Consider the following 21,404-nt stretch of genomic DNA (forward strand, 5'->3'; position numbering starts at 1 on the left):
GTAAAAAGCGGGATATTGGTGATAAATGCCAGTACGTTGTATGCACTAAAAACGGCCTTTTCAGTGCTGTTAGGCGATAATAGCAACTAATAATAAAGTTAATCACATAGCTTCCCAAGCTGAGGGTCGCGAGTTCGAACCTCGTTTCTCGCTCATTGATTAACAGCCACTTAGCTTAGCTGCTAGGTGGCTGTTTTGTTTTTGGTTCATACAGTGGTTCATACAAGTGCATCGGAGGGCTAGCGTAGTTGGTTTAGAGCGATAGCAGGGAAATGGCTAAACAACATTGGCTATTGTCGGAAAAGTAAACTGCCAGGCTGTAGCTTATGGTGATACCTGGACCTTTGGCGGGACCTTTCGGCGCATTCCATGTAGGCTATCAAGGGAATGCAGGACCATAAAGCCGGTTTAATAGGCTACTCGGGCGAACTGGTAATTTTGGAGGTTCCAGCCGATTTTTGCCTATGCAACTGGAGTGCGGCCAATTCTTGAGCTTCGTTGATAAGGTCATTCAGCTGCCCGAATTTTAGATGACCATACTCCTGAAAATGGCGAATTTCCATCGGTGGGCGTAGGCACTCGGAGGGGTAAGACAGAGCTTGCTGGTTTCCGTGATCCTCGATTTTTAAGAAGCTAGTTCTAAACCGCTGATATCTAGCTTCGGCATTGTACGCGAGGTAAAAGTGTAGCTCGCTTAACAGCGCCTCGTACTGTGCGGGGTGGTTAGCCTGTAAGAACTCCAAAACAGAGCTGTCTGGCTCGCCATCTTCATCTGGGTGAAGCGCCACTAGCAGCGGTATCACCCGCTCAAACATCGTTTTGGTTTCGAGGGACAAATTCAACTGCGGATTAAATGCATAGTTATCGATGCCTCGCTGAATAAAAGCGCGGTATTCATCCATATCTCCCCCTGGAAATTTCGTCGTGTCCACCTCGAACTGTTCGGCAACGACATTCCAAAATTTGTGGCGAACCTTCAGTAAATCCACATGGCTAGGTACGGATTTGGTCGTAGCTTGGTGATAGCTTTTATAAATCGGCGCGCCCTGGTAATCCTCATTCAGCAGCACGTAGTGTTGAAACGTGCTGAATAAGTCCACGTAGCAAAACAGAGCTTGACCTCCCTTTTCGCGGGGCTGGGAAAACAAAATCAAGGTGTGGCTGGGGTAGTTTTCTTCCAGCCGCGGGCGGAACCCCTCTACCAGCCTGTCCAAGGCCCCGATGGGATAGAATGGAATTAGGTTTTGAGAGTCAACCAGCTGGCCCTTCCCGTGCTCGTCGAGTTGCAGCACACGCGGCACCTGCTTTCGGGGCAGCCCGGCATACATGGCGAAGCCTAAGGCAATTTTGTTAAACCCCAGCCGCAGACGCTCGTTGAACTTCTCCGTCCCTTCTGTGAAGAAGATACCCAATACTCCCATGTCCTGTACGTCCTCCACGAACTTGAACTCCACCTCGTCGGGGTTCAGATTATTAGCCTGCAACTCCTTTACAACGACATTTTTGTAGTGTTTGGCGCGGGCCGCGCTGGCGTAAATGGTCACCACGTTGGTCGCCGCGTCAAACGTATGGAAGGGCTCCTTGGGCGTTACGACGTTATCCCTAATCACTACTCGGCGCTCCCGGCTCGGGTCACCGCCTTCATAGAGCACTCCCTGCAAGGTGTTGCTCGTATTTTTGCCATGCTGCTTGGGCAGCAGCATATCCTTTATACGGGCCGTTATCGGCGTAAACAGGCTGACAAATGCACCGTCGGCCTCGTGCCCGAACGTACTACCGCATTCTTTGCACAGTATCCGGCTGGATGTCAAGCGGCCGTGCAGTGCATTGTGAATGATGTGCTCGTCGTGGGTGAATTTCGGCTTACTAGCAAATTCCTCAGGGTGCTGCCGGAAGTACGCTTCGTCCACCATTGGGCAGCCGCAGCTATAGCAAATGTGGTTCATGGCTTAAAATAAGGTAAAATGGAACCGAGTGCCGCTATCGACTGAAGCGGTTAACCATAAATCAAATGGTAAGAAACTTTAAACACGAATAGCCCACGGGAATGTGGGCTACTCGTGTTCATCAGAAAGTGCTTGCATAAAATCGATTTTATGCAAGCACAGACCTTTCTTACTTCTTAAATCCTAAGACTTTTCGAAGCTTGGCCCAGAAACTTTGTGCTGGCATAGCCAAGGCGGGAGGCTCGCTAATTACAGGAATATTATCCTTCAACACTGCTTCATCCTCGCCAAAATGCTTTTTCTTGGCTAACCGGTCCTTGCTTCTGCCAGCAGCGACTTCTTCAGGCGACCATCGCCCGGCCCATTTGATTTTCCCGCGTTTCACCCAGTAATGAGATTTGCAGGGGAAACTCCAGTTGCCGATTGATGGAGAAAGCGAAACGGCGTCCCCATCATAAGTCAACTTCCAATCAGTAGGCGTTAACGGAGTTATAACTCGATTGCCGCAACCACAGCAGCATAGATGTGCTGCTGTGGCGAACGGTATCGACACGTAAAGTACCCCTGCTGATAAATCCGTAGGCAGAAACTCTACGAACTCATGGTGGAGGACGGTGTTCTTCATAGGGAATGGTCTTCGTTTTGAAGAATGTTCCCGTCCAGGGTGTACGTGCTGTGGAGTTCGGCTTCTAAGTCTAGGTAGAATCCAGCAAGCTTCTTCCACTTAATCACAGCCAAGGCCGCGTTGAGGGCATTCAAGTCCGCGATTTGAATATTCTGCTGGTATTCATTACCTGCGTCCTCATCACCAAAGGAAATGCGCTTCTTGTCATGAACATGCCCGCGCTGCTGTGGAGTGCTAGCTGTTACCCTGACAATGCCACCTAGCGAGTTGTGCTTTTCATGTAGGTAGATGCCCATTCCCACATCAATGAAAGGAATGGATAACTCTTCCAGCTTCGCAATCAAAACTTGTTTCACACTGCCACGGTCAAGACAGAGAAAGACAAAGTCCATGCCTTGCAAACCATCCAAATTTGTTGCGTCAAGGTACCCGTCATGCGGGATGATATGACGATGCATTTTGGAATACAAGCTTGCAAAATAATCGACCTTTTGAGGCTTGGACCGAAGCTCATCTGCGGTTGGGGCACCAGGTGACCGAAAGGCATTATGCTGCGAAAACACATCCCCATCAAAGAGGTGGATTTGCTTAACCGGCGTTTTTGCGACTAGGTCCAGTACGTAAGTCCCAGTGCCGCCTAACCCGATAATGGCGATATTCCCATAAGCGAGTTTCTCGGTGACGGCTGAGATACGCGCTCTGGTAGAAGCTGTGTCCGTGTAGCAAAAGACTGATTCATCCTCCGTTGGCTCTATCACCGGGAATGATATAGCTGTAACAGAAGCGTCGAGGGCCTGCGCTGGGCTTGAGATAAGCGCAACATAGGTTGTGACTTTCTCATAATAGTCACTATACCCTGCTCGCGGCTTACTCGAAAACGAGTGCTGCATGATGAGCCCATTACCCAAATCCATATGATTGGATTGGTGCTCTATCTTACTCATTTTCGTGCCGTCCTTGTGGCATGGGTGTTCGCCAGCAAAATAAGCCACGTGGGTAGCCGGTTTCATGGTTACTTCCCCTGCCAGGGATAAAGCTGATGCCAGCGTTCCATACGCAATGGCCTTGCTAGCCGTAACATATGGAACGCCTTTAACCAGCAGATATCCGCCTTTCACTTCTACATCATAGCCCTCGTTGCGAAGGCGCTGTAGGTCGGGGCTACGATTTATCGGTTGCTGAGACATTGAATATCATTCCGTCTTTAACCTTGACCGTACCACCCTCTACCAGGCTGCCTTCCGGCTTGTTGCCGTGCCCTTTCCGGAAAGTCAGCGTGTAGCTGACATTGGGTCCACTCGGCAGCGCTGCCAGAGCTACAATTTCGCGAAAAGACATTTCATCTTTCGTAACTACGTGGGGAGTGGCATTTACAAAAATGGTGACGTCCTTTTTGGGGTCGTTGCCAGGATTGCCGTTACCCGAGCTTCCGCCTTCAGGGTTGCCGCCTGGGTTACTATTGCCCGAGTTACCAGAGCTGTTCCCAGCATTGCCGTTTCCTGAGCCAGAGTTTCCATCGCTGGACCCACTTCCGTTGTTCGGCCCATTTCCGTTGCTGTTGCCTTGGCCCGAGTTTGGAGAGGCGGTTGAAGCGTTGCTGTTGGGCGTATTCTTGTCTGCTGGCTCTTTCTCGGAGCCACCGTGTACTTTTTCCATTGTGTTGGAGGTGTGAAAACGTTTCTGCCTACCAGATTACGGTGAGTAGACATCGTGCCGGGCCTCGCAACAGGGCAAAGTCTTGTTGTGTAACTGGGTTCAGTTACCTTTGCGCCCTCACTTAAAAAGAAGAAATTGGGCCGGGGGACTACTCCCGGTAGATGTAAGCACGGGTCCAAGCGTTTTTACTTTTTCTTCTATAACAGTCGCTACGGCCAGTAGCGGCTGTTTTTGTTTCTAGTCAGCATCGGTTGATTAAAAGATGATTATTTGTATTAAGGGCCCGCAGGCGTTAAGCAGCTTAGTGTGCGGCAGATGTTGGCAACGACAGCCACTGTTCAGTGCCTCGGCTTGCCGAGGTTACTAGGTTGGCCGAATTGTACATAGCCTGGATATTTCCCACTTCATCCGGGGTCATTTTATCCCCTGCAAGTAGGTAAGCTATTAGCTGGGCGGTCCGGTCACGGATGTCTGCACGCGCATTGATTGTTCCGTTGGGGTTCATAATGAAGTTTACCCAATGCTTGTCAGCCATTGACCAGTGCAGCTTGTTCGCACGAACTAGAAGCTCATTTAAGCCCAAACCAGTCATTGTTTGGGCAGCAATTAAGCCGCTCACGAATGCAATTTGACCAGCTGGCTTGAAGAGCAAAGAATACGCATGTTCGTCCTTGCGCATCTCCACAATCTTGCTGTGATCACCCGAAAGCGCGGTAGCATAAGGCAGGAATTCGCCTAGCACCGCCCACCAAAAACTTAAGAGCAAGTCAGTGGCACCATCCAAATCAACATCGGAGGGCCGATTGACCATATGCTTCTCGTCGAAGTTCTTGTACTCCGGGCTCTGCCCAAGAATGATTTTCGACATTTCATACAGCGCACTCAATGTTGTGAGTTGCTTACTGCGAGGAGCAAGTGTGTTACTTTTCCAATTAACGAGTGCTTCATCTCCTGGCTTCGCGTAGAAAGGCGCTTCGTTATCGTATATGAGCCTTCTGGATGCAATGGCATATCCATCATCCTCACTGGTCAAAATGTTATCTCCGCGGCTAGTTTGCTTAGCGTAACGATTGACCTTGTTGAAGATGCGTCGCGTTTTAAGGTCCGTTTCATGTTTGATGAAAATCACACTGATTTCATCACTGGCCACGCTGTCGGCATCCAAACCGACAGTTTCACCCCGGTGAACGCTGTCCAAGGCATACCAGCGGTGTTGACCATCTAGAACAATAAGCTGCCCTCCATCAATAGTCAAAAAACCAATATCCTCCGCCTGCGACTTGTAAGCATGAGGCAAACTGATTTTGAAAGTCGACAAGCTTTCAAAATGGGGCTCCCCTTTGTAAATGAGTACGATTAAGGCACCGAAAAACCTATCGGCATTTTGGGCGATGTACGGCGCAATTTCTGTTTTTACGCGCTTCATGTCCGCATCGCGCTGCATACGCTCCTCGGCAGGCAATTCCTCCCACCACTTCTGGTCGGCTCCAGCTGGTCGAACGCCCTGAAGCAATTCACGCACAAGCATTTTCGACAGATAATAGTCGGTACTACCCATTTTGCCTGCCAAGGCTGGAATTACAAGGGCCATTATCTTTACTTTTAAGTGTGTTTTAGACAAACAATTCCCATGTTGTAGCAGATCCAATCGCTGTTTGCGAAAACAAATCTGAGCATTAATATTTGTTTTCGCAAACAGAGTTGTTGTTTTTTTGATTAAAAAGTATCTTTACGAGCTTAAACCGCTGATGTAGAGCACAAAAAAACCTCCCAGTATCCCTCGTTCATAGAGGATACTGAGAGGTATTATGGAGTGAAAGCTCTATATGTGCTTTGCAGTGGGCTTCGCTACATGAGAGGACTCAGACACTGGACAAGTCCTCGGCAGCATCCTCCACGGACACAACCTCGTGGTCCATTGCTGACACGGGTCCCCGGCGAAGAGTGATTTCGTGTTTAGAGAACTCCGGGTCCATGTAGAAAAGCTGCTCACGCAAGCGCTGACGTAGATGAATGGCAGGAAGGAGACAGTAGGTTTCAAACTCTTCCTCAGTTACAACAGATAGGTCTGGGAAGAGAAGCTTCAGAAAGCCAGCTGAAAGTTTGAGAATGGCCCGAACATCACGGAAGTCTTTGGAGTCAATCAAGTGCTGACGTTCTTCTACATACTTATCGTATTCGATACGGAAGCGCATTGCGTGGAAGATTTCACCTAGGTAGTCTGCCTTCAAGCCGACGCCTTTGGAAAGGGCGTCGACACCCATTCGGGGTAAGTGCCAGCCAGGTAACAATCCGTGAATACGGTCAAGTAGTGCTGTTTCTTGTAGTATCGTTGGTAAATCACTAAACAGATGCTTAGCATTTACCGGCATCTTATCGCGGCCAATCTGTACGTTCGCAATGAAGACAGCTCCGGCATCTGCAGACACAGTGAATTTGCCTTTAGAGTACTTCCCCTGCTCCAGATAGCCTTTAAGCTTGGCGACGGTTTCATCCGGGCTGCTGAAAGAAAGAGATTGTGCTTCATCAAACACTACAATATCAAACTGGGTGAATAGCCCAGGCACTTTCGTGTTCTCGTTGTAAAAAAGGACTGCAGGAGACACCGCACCTCCTTCAATCAAGCGTGAATAGCGAGAGAATTGTCCGAACAAAAACGATTTGCCGGTGCCTTTGGGAGCCAGCTCAAACAGGTTTACCCGACGTTGGACAAAGGGGATTAAGCGTGTGAGCAGCGCCGAGCGCGTCGTATCTGTTGTGTATCCTCCTTTTCCTTCTGCATTATACCCCAATGAGTTGATAAGCAGCTGAGTCCATTCTTCGAGACTGAACAGTTGACGCTTTTCAACATATTCATCGACATCAATCTTTGAGGCCTGCAATGGCTTGAATTCGCTGAGCCATACTTCGCCCCCTTTATCTGTAGGCCGGCGGTATTGGTAGATGGCAAGGCCCCACATCCCGCCCTTTAACAGGCGTGGATATCGGGTGAGCAAGTGCTCTTCGACCAGGACTTTTTGATTGCCAAGGCTGCCCGATTCCAGAAACGTTTGGTCCTTAGTCAGGTCTACCCGAGGACTGACGTATTCTAGTACTGAAACATTGTCCCCATTCCGCAGACGCTGTTTAAGGTCCTCAACGTCGTCCTTACTCGGCATAAACTTGCGTACGAACGCAATCACCTGTTGCTTGACATCCTCATCCCATTCGCCTCCCTTTAGTTGGCGGTCGATGAGCCACTCCCCCACGAATACAGGAATGCTTTGCTCATTGAGGCCGGAACCACTGTACAAGCTTTTGTCGATGCAAGCTGACTCGAACGCGTCAGTTACTTTTTGGCGAAGCGTGTCATTCATGCGCTATATAGAATCAAAGTCGAAATCATCCAATTCGTTAGCCTGTTGGATGGGTACTGGGAAAGTTACTTGTGCCGTATAGTTTTCACCCTGAACCATATATTCCAGGGAGGCATTCAGATTGACATAGCCACCCTGAGGGCGTAGAGACGACGGCAATTTGAGGTTGACTTTCAGGGTTGTACTGCCGTTGGAATCTAGTTGGCTAGGGAGGCTAAATTGAATTTTGGGGTCTTGAGCAATTGATAAACCTCGGAGCTCGATGGCAAAAGCATTCGGGTTCTGAATCCGTAGCTGTACATCTTTCAGCGTTTTACCGAGTTCTAACTCCTTAGTGCCGAAATAGCTCATCAGAAGGTCGTTTACTATCAAATCACTTGCCTCAGCCATTAGCACCGGTACAATGGTTTCCTCAGGCGTCAACCCGCCATGACGATATCCGGAATCATTGCTACCAAAGTAACGGTAGCCACGGGCTGCTACCCAATCATCCTGATTGTGGGTCATTTCCTTGGTCAGGTGGTAGGTCTCTTTAGTATCTAGTTGCTCCTCTGCTAGCTTGCCGACCAGCTTGATACAACGTTCATGCGGCTCGGCAGTAGCCTCCTTTATCTTTCTGTTGCTGATACCAGACTCATTGCGCAAGCAGCGAGTAGCACCGTGGTCGGTAGAGATAAGGAGACGTGTTCGTCGGTCAGGAGTTTGACGCATTGCCGCTGCCAACAGTCCAATACGCTTATCAAGCTCGTGGCCAATGTGTTCGGCCCGGGTGCCTTCTATTTCCCTATCTTCTTTATGCTGGTATGAATCAAGTTCTCGCCAATGCAGGCAGCATAGGTCAGCTTCAGCTGCAAGGGTATCTGCAAAGTCGCGTGGCTGATTCGAAAACACCACCCTATGGTCAGGGTACGCCTGTATTAGTGCCTCTTTGCGCTTAATCGGAATAAAGGAAGAAGCATTAGGCCGGAGGCCGTTGAGCAGCGCAGGTATGCCTATGGCAGTTATGGTTGGTAGAGTCGTTAACGCATAGTCTATCTTGATTTTGTTCAGGCCATGCTTTTTCAGGGCAGCAGTCAAAAGCGAGGTATAGGCATCCGGAAGCCCATCGATAATGAGCCATATTAGACGGCTATCGTTAGGGGAAAGCAGTTGCTGGGCGCGTTGGCGAACATTGCTGCTTGTTAGAATGCGCTCATCGTCGATAAGCGTCGAATAGTTGGCAAATAGCCAGTCACCATACAGATTGGCGTATTCTTCAACTTGGTCAAGCGCCTCGGCCGGTGGCTGCTTCACTTGGTCAAGCCAGAATTTGTAAGGAATAAAGCTGGTAGTGGCCCATTCTTGCCAAGTTCGCAGCTGTTGCGGCAGCGGCAGTGGCGAGAGGTCAGCCGCAGTTGGAGGTACGAGTAACTCAGGTGTTACGAGAGTTCGAAGCTGTCCGTGCAGGTAGGTTTCGGTTGATAGAATATCGGCGTAGCGAGCCTCTATAGTCTGCAAGATTGCCGCATCTAGCCTGATTCCAGCAGGAAGTATCGCTCGTAATTCGCCAACGTAGCGTCCGCTCAGCACATCCAAAGGTGGCGCACCTTTTTTCAACGCTGCACTGACTAATTGAGTAATTTTCTGCTCTGATTTAGGGTCAACATCTGCAACCTTAAACGGTCGAATAGACCAACTAAGTAGTTTGAGCTGTTGTAAGTCAGTAAGAGAGACCTGATAAGTCTTTTTAAGCACTAAGGTATTTTCGTGCTCCCAGTCTGAAGCTAATTCCGGCCGGCCACCCAGGTAAATGCCTTCTGCCAATATTTTGGCAAAGGCAGCGTCGGCTGCTTTCAAAGGTTCGAGCGCAAGCGGCAACGAATCCAAAAGTTGACTCCATAGCCGGCGAAGGTAATCCTTATTTAAAGCGGGCGGTTTCTGCGCTATATAACGCGCCAGTGCATAAACAGTAGCCGTTTCGGTACTGATGACAGAATGAAATGCTCCAGCAAAGAAGTGCTTAGCAATACCTGTCAAAGTGGGTTCAATCTCAGTGCCTAGAAGCAACCCGAGCTCCTGTATATCCTTGTCAGTGAGGTCTGCCGGCAACGCCACACCGGGCCATCTGTCTCGAAGCTGAGCTAATGGTGAAACAGATACAGTCAGCGTCGTTGGTAGGTCATCGAACCATTGAGTCCAAGGTTCATGGCGGACGATAACATCACGGCTGGGTAGATCAGGACTACGCATGAATGCAAGCAGAAGCTGTCGGGCAGCTACGTAACTAGCATCATCCGTCACTTCTAAAGCGCCTGAGACCGGTTGGAGACCAAAGGGGTCTAAATAGATTCTCATTGTACCTGCGCTACAGGTGCTAATTCACTCAGCAGGTCGTTGAGCAGCTTGCGTCGCTGGCCAGGATTCAAGTCCTTCTTTTCGCAGAACTCGCGGACAAAGGCGCTCAATTCATCTCGGGCCTCGGCCAGCTTGCGGTCTTCTGGAAAGGTCCATGCTTGAATAGTGGCAACGGCTTGATTCCAGTTGCTTACAAACGCCTTCTGTTGGTCCTTATCCCATAGGTGATGGTCCGAGGGTAAATCCAGGTGAAGGGCTACTTCCTCAACCAGCTTTCCTAAGTCGGATTTAGCTCTCACGCCATGCAGCATTAACCGAGCTAGGGTGTCCGTAAGTAGCGTAGCATCCGCATCTGCCTTGACAGTGTAAGCTTCTTGACGCCGTAGGTCGTCGTAAAGAGTGCTTTTATAATCAGCTTCGTGCTTGTGTTTCCCTTTTTTGTCTAGCGCCGATACCACTTCAAGCAAAGGGCGACTGTAGTTGTCGATGCTTGCCTTCAAGCTATCAATCTTGGCTAGCAGCCTGGGTAAGTCTTCTGCGCTTAAGTCCTTCAACCCGGGCAGGCCCCATCGTTGAGGGAGGGTTTGGGTTAGCAAAATGTACAGGCCCTCGCCTGATGACAGCTGATTAATCAGTAGCGCGTCATCTGAAGTTTTGTTAGCCCAATCAGCCTCCCGAGTGCGGATTGGCAAATTAGCATACCACTGGGTGAAAATGCCTTCGCGAAGCACATGAGCTGTAGCGGCCTCTTTTAGACCGAATAACTGTCCTATACCAGCAAACAAGTCCCCCTCAGCTACCGGTGGCAGCCAGGCATTAATGAGAACGTAGCAGCGCCGGTACTCGGCAGCCACCGCTGCAATCTGAGTGTCGGTCCATTCCTTCCATTTAGTTGGAATGGACTTGAGCAAGGTGTTTTTCTCTATCCAGCGCCGCGGAATGTTGTCGAGATAAAGTGTGGTTGTTGGTGCGGTAGAGTCAATATTCTCAAGCAACCATTTTGCTGCTTGGTCTGCGAAGGGGTGGGTCTGTTTGAGTTGACCTAATTCAGTCCACCAGTCTTTGAAAAGTTGAGCAAAAACGATTTCCGTGGAGCACTCACTGGGCGAAACCTCGAAGACCTCGCGCGCGATGTATTGCAGCACCTTCATGGGGTCGAGGGTGAAATCCTCGACAGTTTTCTTGTAACCCTGAAATTCCCTGACGTACTCCGATTGACAGACGTATAAGTTACCCTCCCAGGTGTGCAGCGGCTTAGCCGTCAGTTCAGAAGTGTAATAAGACAGAATGTCTTTGCCTACTGGCCCGTTTTGGATAAGCCTAATCCAATTAGCGATGTATGGGTCGGAGTAGGTAGCCATCCGCTGGGCTGTCGTCAAACCAGCAAACCATTCTTTGGTAATCGACTGGATATCATCCTTGCCTACGTTCTCTTTCCCAAAAACTGTTTTGGAGAGAGTTTCTAAGGTTTCTTGTCGAAACAGCTTATCCGCGTCAAATGGAAATTGCTTGAACTCCCGCAGCTTCTTGAGTAGCTTCGGGCGGTTTGCAGGGTCGTCTTCGAAGGCTTCCTGTGATGTAACACCAAGCAAGCTGTTAGGAAGTGTTTCCAAGAACAGCATTCGGGCCTCTGGTTCGGGAATGCTTTGTGGTAGAGCAGCAATCGTTTCAAAAAACGCCTGTACCTCCCCGCCCTTGCGGGCAATGAGTGCTTTTTGCAAGGATGTCAGTGGAGCTACAACGCCTTGGAATTGACGGGCAACTTCTGCGAACGAAGTAGCAGAGCTCTTGCCAAATAAGTCGCGCAACTCGCGTAGATACCCCTCTTCCTTCGGCGACATGTCTACCCGCCGAATACGGTAATCAGCTGGCTTCTTGAATAATTCTTTAAAAAGCTCGACGTCCTTTTCCTTTATCAGCGCACCTTTATAGATGGTTATTTGAAGCGAATGCAACCGGTCATAACAGCCAAAGAAGAACTTGATGAGGTGCTCTGACAACCCATACGGAGCTTGCAATAGGGGACTGAATAGCTCCTGGCCGGAAACTCCGCCTTCTTTCCCTTTTAGTACTTTATCAAAGTGTCTAAAAATGGACGCCTCCGGCGTACTCGTATCCGGCGATTTAATTTCTCCGTATTGAATACCCTTCTCACGTGCTGTCTGCTTGGTTAGAGTGAGTTTATAGAAGAAGTGCTCTACTATGCGGTCATGAGCAGCATTGCCTGGAGTATCAAGTGGAATTCGCCCAGTTGGAGTGCTGTAGATATTTGCGAATGCTGCGTCTCGGTCCTTTGCTTGTTGGGCCCGCTTCACAAACCATAGTCCAGGCTCCTTGACCGTAGGAACCTGGAAAAATTGCTCCTCTACTTTTTGCTCAAACCAGTTGTTGAACCCACGGGCATTACTAAAAGCCTGAGGGGTAGACTCTTTAGCGTAATTCCAAACCCAGTTATTTGGCTCAAATGTGCCAGTGATTAAGCTACGCAACTCTCTTTCGGCGAGGCGGAATTGGTCTGTTACCTTATCTTTTCGGGCTGGGTTGGAGGCAATTTCATCACGCAACAAGGCGTTATCTAATGCCAAGTATTTTAAGGTTTTCTTTTGTAGTTCGCTAAACAAGAAAGGGTCATGCGGTTGAGTATAAAATACATATGGCTGTGTGGCTTTGTTGGCAAGTATGAATTTCACCATTTGCTCCTGAGCCTCTGGTTTGTCACTCACTAGGTGGAAAACATAGCCGGTTGCTGGCCAATTTTCATTCTTACCGCTATAAAAGTCAGCCAGCTTTTCCAACTTTTCCTTCGAGTCCGAAGCTTGGCAGATAGGTACCACCTCGTAGCGCCGCTGAGCACCAAAACGGTCGTTTTGCTCGTCTGAAACCAAAGCAGGACAAGGTTCGAGACTATTCCAAACTTCCAAGCATTTAGGTAGCCTCAAGCCCGCTAATTTAACTTCTTCTTCCTTCAGCACACTGTCAACAGATAGAGTACCAGCCGAAGGGAAGTCGTAGGTGTTGTTGGTACGGTTGTGCTCCAACCAACCCTTATCAGCCAAGCTGTTTAATAGCGCATCAAACTCAGCATCACGCGAAGCAGGCCAGTTTTGTGCCCACAGTAATAGGTCCCGGCGTGGAGCGAGGCGATTGTCGCGTACAACTTTTAGTAGAAGCACGTTGCGAAATAGACGCTCAGCATCGACTTCTCCCGTTACGTTAGCAAGTGCAGTCTTGTAATCGTCGAGCGAGTTACGGATTTGCCCAAATTTGGCATCCATTAGGTTCGTCTCGAAAAAATCGAGCAGCCGGTCAGGGGTGAACAACGTTGGACGGCCGCTGCTATCCGTGAGTGGCTGGGTATTGAGGAAATGCTGTAACCCTCCTACTTCTAGTTGTCTAGGACTAAGAAAATTGAACATCGTACGCGTGTTCTGCGCGTATTCGTTCGAAAACTTGGGGAGAAGTCGGGCAGTGAGGGGATGGAGTGGGAACAGGTTCTCGACCACATTATGGCTTATCCATTGGGCCGTTTGCTTGCCGTAAAGATTCTGCTTGCTCACTAAGTCAACAGCGTCGCTAGCGTAGTCTTCAGCTTTTAATAGTTCATCCAACTTTGGCTTGGTCTCCTTCGCACGAATGAAGACCGTTCCCATGATTTCAGTGGCGTCAGTAATCTCAACGTCATCACCTGTCCCATCCAGTGTGTCTTTTGTAGCCCCAAGGGAGTGTGGGTCAAATCTTCCAGAAGTTTTTTCTAGATTCTTTTTCTTGTCTTCCAGTAAGGCATATGGGTCTTGGTGAGTTGCAGCTATAAACAAAATGTTTACACCCTGACTACCAGCTCGCTTAACACTCTCAATAAATTTCTGGACCGGCAGTCCAGACCCTTCCGTAGCGTTAATCAATCGACCGAGCATGTCGCCGAATTCATCGTACAATACCACAATGCCACGGTAACCTTGCGATGCAATGCTTTTCGCAGTTTCCGCATACACTGTATATGCATCCGCTACATCTGACTCATCAAATGAGTTACCTACTATAGCACGAAAGCAGGTTTTGAAAGTATGATAAGAAGGTGCGTCCAAATCACGAAGCAACCCAATGAAGTCTTCAATTTTGACCCCACTCAGTTTTTCGCCAAAGTGCTGGTAAGCTGTGGGATTAGTTGCTTTCCAACCTTCTAGAACTTCTGCAGCTCGTTGATACATGGTTGGGGGGCGAAAACCCAGACCTTGCTTGTCAAGCGCAGTAATCAACCCCTTCAATAGTGCTTGTCGGAAATCAGCTTCCCCATAGTTTGGAATAACAACCAAAAATCGGTCGTCTCGCTGAGTCAGCGCTTCCAATTTCGTGCTCAGCCCATCCTTTAGCTGAGCCTCCTTGTCAGATATTTTTTGCAAGAAGGGGGCCAGAGCTTCCGGACAGTTATTGCCGAGCAGGTGGGCCATCATCAGCATCAGATATGACTTGCCTGTGCCATATGATGCCTGAATAAGGTGCAGCTTATGGTCAGTGCTTGTTGAAACTGTATCCAATATGGCTTTCATCACGCGCCGCGAACTGCGATTGGGCAGGTAGCCTTCAATCTTCTGGTCGGGGGCAGTGAGGTTATAGCGAAAATCGTTTGATAAGTCAATCTCGGCTGAAAATGCCGTTGAGAGTTGAATTAAGCTGCTCAGCGTACTCATATTATCATGCAAAAAACTTATTATCGACTAAATTGAGGGTGTGCTGTGATTGAGGCAGCGCTTGTTCATACACCGCGTTGAATAAGGAGAAAACCCGTGCTGAGTAGAGCAAAAACACGATTGGGTGCATAGGCTCCAATACGACCAGTTTTTGTACTAGCTGCTTCAGAAACCCGGGATTGTTCAACCTAGGTGCAACATACAGTTCCAGATTTAGAAAGAGGCAAGGAGCACCTTCAGCCAACATCCTGACCCGCTCTATTAACAGGTCATCAGTAAGAATCAGTCTACCACTGTGCTTTGCTGAGCCGTCGACTATCACAAAGCCAGCTTGCTTGCTTTGGTCTATTACGTCCTCAAAATAGCTACTAGCTAGTATTGCTCCAGTTCGTTTCCGCGCCCGACAAACGGTGGTTAGCAATTCCTCAATTCTCTGCATAATACTTTTTGACAAGTGCCAGAGGAGAACCGTTGAAGGGAAGTTCCACCATGTTTAAATTAGCTACTTGCACGCGCTTCACCAACCCCAGATGGGCTAAGTCGTTCAGCCGGTTGTCTAAGCTGTTTGCATTGTAGCCAAAGAACTTTCCGATGTTGCCAGATTCCTCTAGCAACTCGGTAATGGTAATGGACTGTCTACCGCGCCGATTATCGTACAAAATATAAGCTAGTAGAAGTGGATGAACGCCGTAAGGGTCCAGACGCTCTATCCTATCGTTACCGATAGAAATCAAACGCAGCTTCTCAAACGCTTCAGTATCTGTAAGTGCTTTGAGAGTCTTGCTAATAAGTCCGGTGACGTAAGGCTTCTTGTAATTTGTCTGGATATCGTTCGCTGAGGCCCAAAGCTTAAAGGCTTCTTGAAAGCCAGCCAAGTTCGCAACGTTCCCGGCACAGTTCAGAAGGTAAAAAAGGGCAGGGTTATGGTCGCAAGCGGACCAATGGTACACGCAGAGCCACTTAGAAAAGTCCTCGACCAAACGCTTGTCCGCCTTCTTAACTTCTTCTCCTAATTTTGTTAGCTCCTTCGTATTGCTTGCTAAATTGAAATCTTTGAGATAATCAATTAGGCCTCGTACTTTATTATCGCCAAAGCCAGTTTCATTGATTAATACTTGTTTTTCAGTTCCGAAAAGGTTGAAAACTTGTGTTATTTCTCTTAGGCTTACTCCGAAGCCTTGATACTCGTGCAAGGTTTGCATAATGGGCTTCTAAATAAAGCAGGCGGCGCAGCCCTGTTGGTCGTCTTCATCCAGGAACTTGTCCATTAAGAAAGGGGAGCTATTTGCTGATTGCTCAACCCTTTTCTTCTGTTTCTGAATGTATTCCCTTTTTATCTGCTCGATACGCTCAGGCTTCATCAGCTCCGCGAGGGACTCCCGTTCACTCCAGGTATAACCTTCTTTCTCGTACTTGCCCGCCTTTTCAAAAAGCTCCGGGTGTTGCTCATAAAGCCAGACCCACTCAATCTTTTGCTGAAAAAAGCAGAAGTAGCATCCAGACCGGCTTCTCGAATACGTCCCCTTCTCGCCGTCTACCTCAAACTCCAGCTCTTCATAGTACTTCGGGATGCCAACACCGCTTGTCCTTAACAAGGCGAAAATATCCTCCTTCACCGATACCTTGGTATCAGCTACCACCGGAAAGATGTCTACCTGTGAGAGCGGATATCTTGTTGTTTTGAGGTAGCTAAAAACTAGCTGATTGAAAGCCTTGGTGTCAGCATTTAGCAGCAGGTCAAGCTTTTTCTTAGCCGAAAAGCGTAGCGATAGAGGTTCTGCTATAATCTCACGAAACTCGTCATCAACCGTCACTTCGCCAACTTCTATGGTGTCCAGTAACTGCTTGATGTTATCATTAGCCAGCATCTTGGTTATCACGTCTTCACTCCAAATATTCTTCCGGAAGGGAAAAATAGACTGAATGTTACTCTTCTTAGAGATGTAACCTTCCCGCTCTTCGTCCCCTCGGATACCAACGTAAGAGACTACTGGGTCATTACCGATGAACATCTCGAACGGCCGCAGTTTTAGATACTGGGTACACCAACGAGATTGAGTGGAGGGCAGGTACTTGAACTTGCTTTTGTAAAGCAGTTCAAAGGGGCCTAGTTGGTGATTCTCGGTGTCTTTAGAATGAGTCAGTCTGATAATGGGCTTACCCAAATAGACTTCCAGCCGCGTGACTAAGTCATACGTTTCTTGAAGCTCTTCACCAGTATCGGCAGTATAGTACTCAATATCCAGTTCAGGATAGTTGTCCTTCATGTAGATGGCCAGAGCTGCGCTGTCTTTGCCTCCAGAGATACCTAGGACGTGTCTTACTTTCTGACTCATGATAGTAGCAGTTCATTTAGGAGGTTTGCGACAATAGCCAGGTTCACTTGCTTGTCGTGTTTCAAGGCACCGAGGCGTTTCATCAGCATGTCGGTGTCCTTTTTAACAATCTTCTCCTTGTCTTTGGGCAGTCGGATAATCGCCTTTTGTGCGCCGGCACCAAAAGCATTGAGCTCGATGCCAACGACAGATTCTTGGCTCGGGTCAATGTTGCTAGCTGACAAGCTGGTCAGGCTGTCCAGGTCAAGCAGCATGCGCTGGAACTTGTCATAAAGCATTGACTCATCATCATCGCTGAAAACGTCCAGAGATTTGCCAACAACGGCCTGTGCCATTGCACTAAGCCAAGCATCACGGTCAGCGCTAGAAGAGTTTAAGCGTTGCACAAAAACCCGTTGATTAGGCATGAGCATAGGTTGGCTCAATTTCTTGAACCGTTTTTGCAAAACTGCTCTATACTCAACAAAAGGTAAGGGTTGACCTACAACGTCTTCCTGGATAAAGCTCTCAAAGCGGGTCAGTAGCTCAGGATATGCATGACGGATGCTGCGGATAGCACCCTCTATCTTGTGAATGTACTCCGAGAGTGATTCCGGTGAATTGAGCAGATTACCCAGACTGTAACCCAACGCTGAGGGGAAATCATCAAAGAAGGTCTTTTCAGGGTCTACTGAGGTAACAATGGCAGCCCTAAGCGCAATCACTTCCTTATCAAGTCGCTGTGTGTTTTTAGCATAAGCGGGTAACTGACGGTAGAAGGACAGAAAAGGACGAATTGTCTCAACAAAGGTCTGGTTGTCAACGAACAACCGGTCCTGTTGCTGGAGGAACGTGCGGTAGCTGTTAAGTAGGTCTAACTTAACGCCCTCGATATCAAAAGTTTTTACTTCGTAGTCGCCTGGGTACTTGATAATCAGGTCAAGCGTCTCGTCGGATATCTGAGGAATATATCCTTTGTCGCCGAACAGCCCGTAGTCATCTCGTTTTAAGAAGAGAAAGGTAGGTATCCAGAAATCTAGAAATCCTTGTTTGAGCTTGAATGGTGCTGCAGCCAGCTTTTCATATAGGCCCGTAATGGAACGGCGTCGGTCCTTCGCGTTTTGCAGAAATTGCTCCGATACATCCCAAAGCTCCTGGAATCGGTTGGGGTCGGGATGCTGTTCATTGCGACTGCCGAAGCTAGTAGAGATGCCGTTAGCTTTAAGCAGTGTGAGATAAATGGTTTTTTCGGGAGGGAACTTGCTCTTTTCAAACCCGAGGTCTGGTTTATCCCAGTCCGTTACCAGCGCTTTGAAGTACTGCCGGCGAGCTGTGAAGATGGAATTTGAAATGACGTGCCGGTTCACCAGCTCGTTTTTGAAAACCGGGGTGCTGGGGTAGATGGTTTGGCAAACCCTAGACAGTAACTGATTGAAAAGTCGCTGTGAACGAATATCCTGTCGCTCACCTTGCCAATGCCACGTAAGGTGACTGGAACCGATATAAAGGTTTCCTAGAATGAAGTGGTTAAGGGTTTTGCGGGCTGCTTCAATGTTTTCGTCAAGCAGGCGCAAAGCTATTTTATCGTCCGCATTATCAGACTTCACCTGCTCTAGCTTTTGCAGCTCATAGAGTAAATCAATGATGTCGCGCGTGTTCTCGTAGTGAACGAAAATCAGTGCTTGCTCAGGATTCGCTGCCGAGTGTGCCCGTACCGTCTCAGCCGATAGGTTTTCATTGAAGACGAGGTAAATCAGGCCATCCACTTCCCCTATGGGATAGTCAGCCCGCAATTCGTCGGTAATGACAAACTTGAATTGTCGTGGGGTGCCAAATTCATAGGTATATGCTTTGGCCAGAACAGGGGGTAGGTCATCGTAGCGCTGAAGCAAAGCGGCAACCGCGTCACTTTTGACTATCTTCTGTTCAGCCTCAATAAGGGCTGCCTCTACGTCGAGGGTAGTGCCATTATTAGGAATGAAGCGCTTTGCGTGTGCCCTGTAGAGAATGATTTTATGCTTCTTCAGTGCCTCAACAAGCTCGGCAGCATTTTCAATGCCTAAAGCAGTCTTGGCATAGCGCACCAAAAATGCTTGATTTAAGTCGCTTCCCTGAGCCGCCGTAATGTTGAGTAGGCCGATGGTTTTAAGCAGATGCTGGTAGGCTTCAATGTCTTCCGAGAACGTACGCTCAATCTCATCCAAGCCGTTACGAATGGCCGACCAAGCGGCATAGTCCGGGTTGAATTTTGATTGGACGAACGAATAGAAATTGAAGAACAAATAGTCATAGACCTGCCCAATGTGATAGAATGCACCAGGCCGGTCACGACGAAACTGTTTCAAACTGGTGTGGTCTGATGCCTCTAGGAATGAGAACAGACTGCGCTCATTCTGGCCATACCGTTGCAGGCATAGCGTTAGTACGTTCGCCGCAAGCAAGTCCAGCGGGAAAAGTCCCGTAGCTACTTCCCCTGCGTAAGCCGGCTTAAGGTCAAAAGCGCGCGTGTCGTTGGCAATCAGCACCGTTTGCAGTACCGCTTCTTCCTCGTGGGCGTCGCGCTTTTCCACACTTAGGTGGGAAGCTGCTAGGCGAAGCAACTGCTCTATGGGCTCATTAAAGGTTACTTCTCGGAAGCGGCCTTTGACTTTGCTCCATTCCTGCCGTTGCGGTACACTCAGTCCAAAGGCATAAGCATCAAAGTTTTGATGCACTGTCGTGATGAGTAGCACGTTGTGGCGCGTATCAGCAGCAAACTCCGCCAGACTTTGCAAGAAGTAAACAGCGGAGTTGGGGTCGTGCGCAGCAGCATGCTCCAGGAACTTGCCGAACTCATCTACTAGGATGATAAGGCGGCCCTTTTTCAGGGTAGTCTGATGCTGATAATATAGAGCAGCAAGGATGGCAGCACTATCAGCCCCCGGCTCTAGCCCATAGCGTTCCGCCATAGTCTCTGCAAGCGACTGGTATTCGCCAACGAAACGTACTACCTCGGTAGGGCCGGCGCCAAAGAGCTTATCCTTAAAGTAAGGCTTTTGACCCGTGAGGTTTTGCTCAAGAGCCCATAGAAAGGCGCTTTTCCCTGTGCCGTATGAGCCAATGAGTGTAAAAGCACGGATTCCATTCTGATAATCAGCCAGCAGCTGGGAAACTATGCGTCGGGTATTCTCCGTGGGGATGTAGTTCAATGCCCGGTTGGCATCCCTTACGATATTGACCGAAGGGCTAAACATTGTCTGGGACATAGTAATCTCTTAATATCTTGTACTTGTCAACTGGCTTCTCACGAAATTGAAGTTCGCGAACCCCTGCTTGGTCGTTATATGTGAGGAAGTCGTACTCGCTGACCAACTGCTCAATCTTTCTTCGCAGCCCAGCTCGGTTCATGGCAAACACCGCACAAGGCATTCCAGGGTCGTTTTCCAGCGTTTCCAAACTTACTGAAAGGCCGATGCTAGGAGAATCTAACAGGCAATACAGAATCCAATCAGCCGGGATGTCGTCTCGGTCCGAGGGAGTGATGACGTACACTGGAATTTCACCTTTACCGTCCTCCGTTTTGCGAGGGAAAGAGTGCACAAGGTTCAGCTCAGTTAGGATGCCAGAGAAGTTGTCCTCACGGTCTTTCGGTTTTATGCCCCGCTCGGTCGTGCCGCGGTAATACATTTTCAAAAAGACTCCGAAGTCATCGACTATGCTCTTGGGGCTTACCGAAAATCCTTCCTCACGCCCCTTCTGCTCAATAAATCGACCATAATCTTCTTTGGTGAATTCAATTTTACGCTTTCTGAACTCGTTGAACAGAATCCAATAAGTAGAGGCGAAGCGTGTTTTAACCAGCTGATAATGAAGTAGCCATAAGGTAGCGTTGTCTTCTAAAAAAGCATCGAAAGGGGCATCTGCTCCTCGGCCTCCAAAAATCAGGTTTGCTAGCTTCGTGGGAGTATCCGTAGTTTCATCAACTAATCCGAAGGCACGTAACCAATGCTTAATGGCGCGCACCATATTGTTACCCACCCCGAGGATTACAGGGGCATCGTCGGCAGTGAATGAACGGCCTTCCCGTAGGTAGTCGTAGCCCTTCTTAAGCCAAAGCAGCCGGCACTGAAAGCTGTCGTGGCCGCTAAAAGTGTACTTCAAGGATGGGAGCATGGAGAAGGCATTCTTGCTCAGCTTGGCTGAGCCTGTTTGAAAAGTAAAAGAGGTAAAAGTAACGCTAAAAAAACTGGTATTTTCTCTGAAATCTAAGTTTGAATGAGTGCCTAAGATTATCAACGCTTTAGTAAGGGGGTAGGTGGCACTTGGGCCTAGCATGGCAAGATTTTAGGCGCTTTACTTACAAGCCGAGGTTTTGAGCGGGGTGAAGCTCACCACATCATCCAAGCGGGAGTAACGGTCAATCATGGCGTCCGTTTTCTGTTTGGTCTGGTTCTGAATGAAGCGGTTAGATTGGCCCTGCAGCACGGAAACCGTAATAAAGGAGA

The 21,404-nt window shown here is 48.7% G+C and carries 13 protein-coding genes and 1 tRNA gene; 1 reads left to right on the forward strand and 13 read right to left on the reverse strand.

The genetic code is table 11. The features are described 5' to 3' along the window. Window positions 1-73: 73 nt before the first annotated feature. Window positions 74-153, forward strand: a tRNA-Ser gene (locus ACYU7Q_RS20875). Between the two features lie 263 nt (window positions 154-416). Here ACYU7Q_RS20875 and ACYU7Q_RS20880 read toward each other — a convergent pair. The 13 genes from ACYU7Q_RS20880 to ACYU7Q_RS20940 all read right to left on the reverse strand — a co-directional run bounded on the left by ACYU7Q_RS20880 (window position 417) and on the right by ACYU7Q_RS20940 (window position 21,384). After that, entirely contained in the window at window positions 417-1,946 is a 1,530-nt protein-coding gene (locus ACYU7Q_RS20880) for an HNH endonuclease (RefSeq protein ID WP_460611393.1), read from the reverse strand. A gap of 169 nt (window positions 1,947-2,115) precedes the next feature. Beyond that, window positions 2,116-2,571, reverse strand: a complete 456-nt coding sequence (locus ACYU7Q_RS20885) for a DUF6527 family protein (protein WP_460611394.1) — start codon at window positions 2,569-2,571, stop codon at window positions 2,116-2,118. Beyond that, window positions 2,568-3,758, reverse strand: coding sequence for a ThiF family adenylyltransferase (locus tag ACYU7Q_RS20890; RefSeq protein ID WP_460611395.1), 1,191 nt, complete (start codon window positions 3,756-3,758; stop codon window positions 2,568-2,570). The genes ACYU7Q_RS20885 and ACYU7Q_RS20890 overlap by 4 nt, the downstream gene beginning before the upstream one ends. After that, the gene (locus ACYU7Q_RS20895) at window positions 3,733-4,227 is read right to left on the reverse strand and encodes a multiubiquitin domain-containing protein (protein WP_460611396.1); all 495 of its coding nucleotides are present in this window, start codon (window positions 4,225-4,227) and stop codon (window positions 3,733-3,735) included. The genes ACYU7Q_RS20890 and ACYU7Q_RS20895 overlap by 26 nt, the downstream gene beginning before the upstream one ends. Window positions 4,228-4,528: 301 nt before the next feature. Next, window positions 4,529-5,818 (reverse strand): ParB N-terminal domain-containing protein, encoded by a 1,290-nt coding sequence (locus ACYU7Q_RS20900; protein WP_460611397.1) that lies wholly within the window; start codon window positions 5,816-5,818, stop codon window positions 4,529-4,531. Window positions 5,819-6,089: 271 nt separating this feature from the next. After that, entirely contained in the window at window positions 6,090-7,583 is a 1,494-nt protein-coding gene (gene brxL, locus ACYU7Q_RS20905; RefSeq protein WP_460611398.1) for a BREX system Lon protease-like protein BrxL, read from the reverse strand. A 3-nt stretch (window positions 7,584-7,586) separates the two neighbouring features. Beyond that, window positions 7,587-9,917, reverse strand: a complete 2,331-nt coding sequence (locus ACYU7Q_RS20910) for a hypothetical protein (protein ID WP_460611399.1) — start codon at window positions 9,915-9,917, stop codon at window positions 7,587-7,589. Next, complete coding sequence (locus tag ACYU7Q_RS20915) at window positions 9,914-14,605, reverse strand: hypothetical protein (RefSeq protein ID WP_460611400.1); 4,692 nt, start codon at window positions 14,603-14,605, stop codon at window positions 9,914-9,916. The genes ACYU7Q_RS20910 and ACYU7Q_RS20915 overlap by 4 nt, the downstream gene beginning before the upstream one ends. A gap of 425 nt (window positions 14,606-15,030) precedes the next feature. Continuing rightward, on the reverse strand, window positions 15,031-15,807 hold the full coding sequence (locus ACYU7Q_RS20920) for a hypothetical protein (protein ID WP_460611401.1): 777 nt from the start codon (window positions 15,805-15,807) through the stop codon (window positions 15,031-15,033). A 9-nt stretch (window positions 15,808-15,816) separates the two neighbouring features. Further along, entirely contained in the window at window positions 15,817-16,941 is a 1,125-nt protein-coding gene (locus ACYU7Q_RS20925; RefSeq protein WP_460611402.1) for an adenine nucleotide alpha hydrolase family protein, read from the reverse strand. Then, complete coding sequence (locus ACYU7Q_RS20930) at window positions 16,938-20,165, reverse strand: hypothetical protein (RefSeq protein WP_460611403.1); 3,228 nt, start codon at window positions 20,163-20,165, stop codon at window positions 16,938-16,940. The genes ACYU7Q_RS20925 and ACYU7Q_RS20930 overlap by 4 nt, the downstream gene beginning before the upstream one ends. After that, window positions 20,146-21,060 carry a DUF4007 family protein gene (locus tag ACYU7Q_RS20935; protein ID WP_460611404.1) on the reverse strand — a complete coding sequence of 305 codons (915 nt, stop codon included), beginning with the start codon at window positions 21,058-21,060 and terminating at the stop codon, window positions 20,146-20,148. The genes ACYU7Q_RS20930 and ACYU7Q_RS20935 overlap by 20 nt, the downstream gene beginning before the upstream one ends. A gap of 192 nt (window positions 21,061-21,252) precedes the next feature. After that, window positions 21,253-21,384: a hypothetical protein gene (locus tag ACYU7Q_RS20940; RefSeq protein ID WP_460611405.1), complete on the reverse strand. Its 132-nt coding sequence runs from the start codon at window positions 21,382-21,384 to the stop codon at window positions 21,253-21,255. Window positions 21,385-21,404: the final 20 nt, after the last annotated feature.

This window comes from Hymenobacter terrigena (assembly GCF_054776515.1).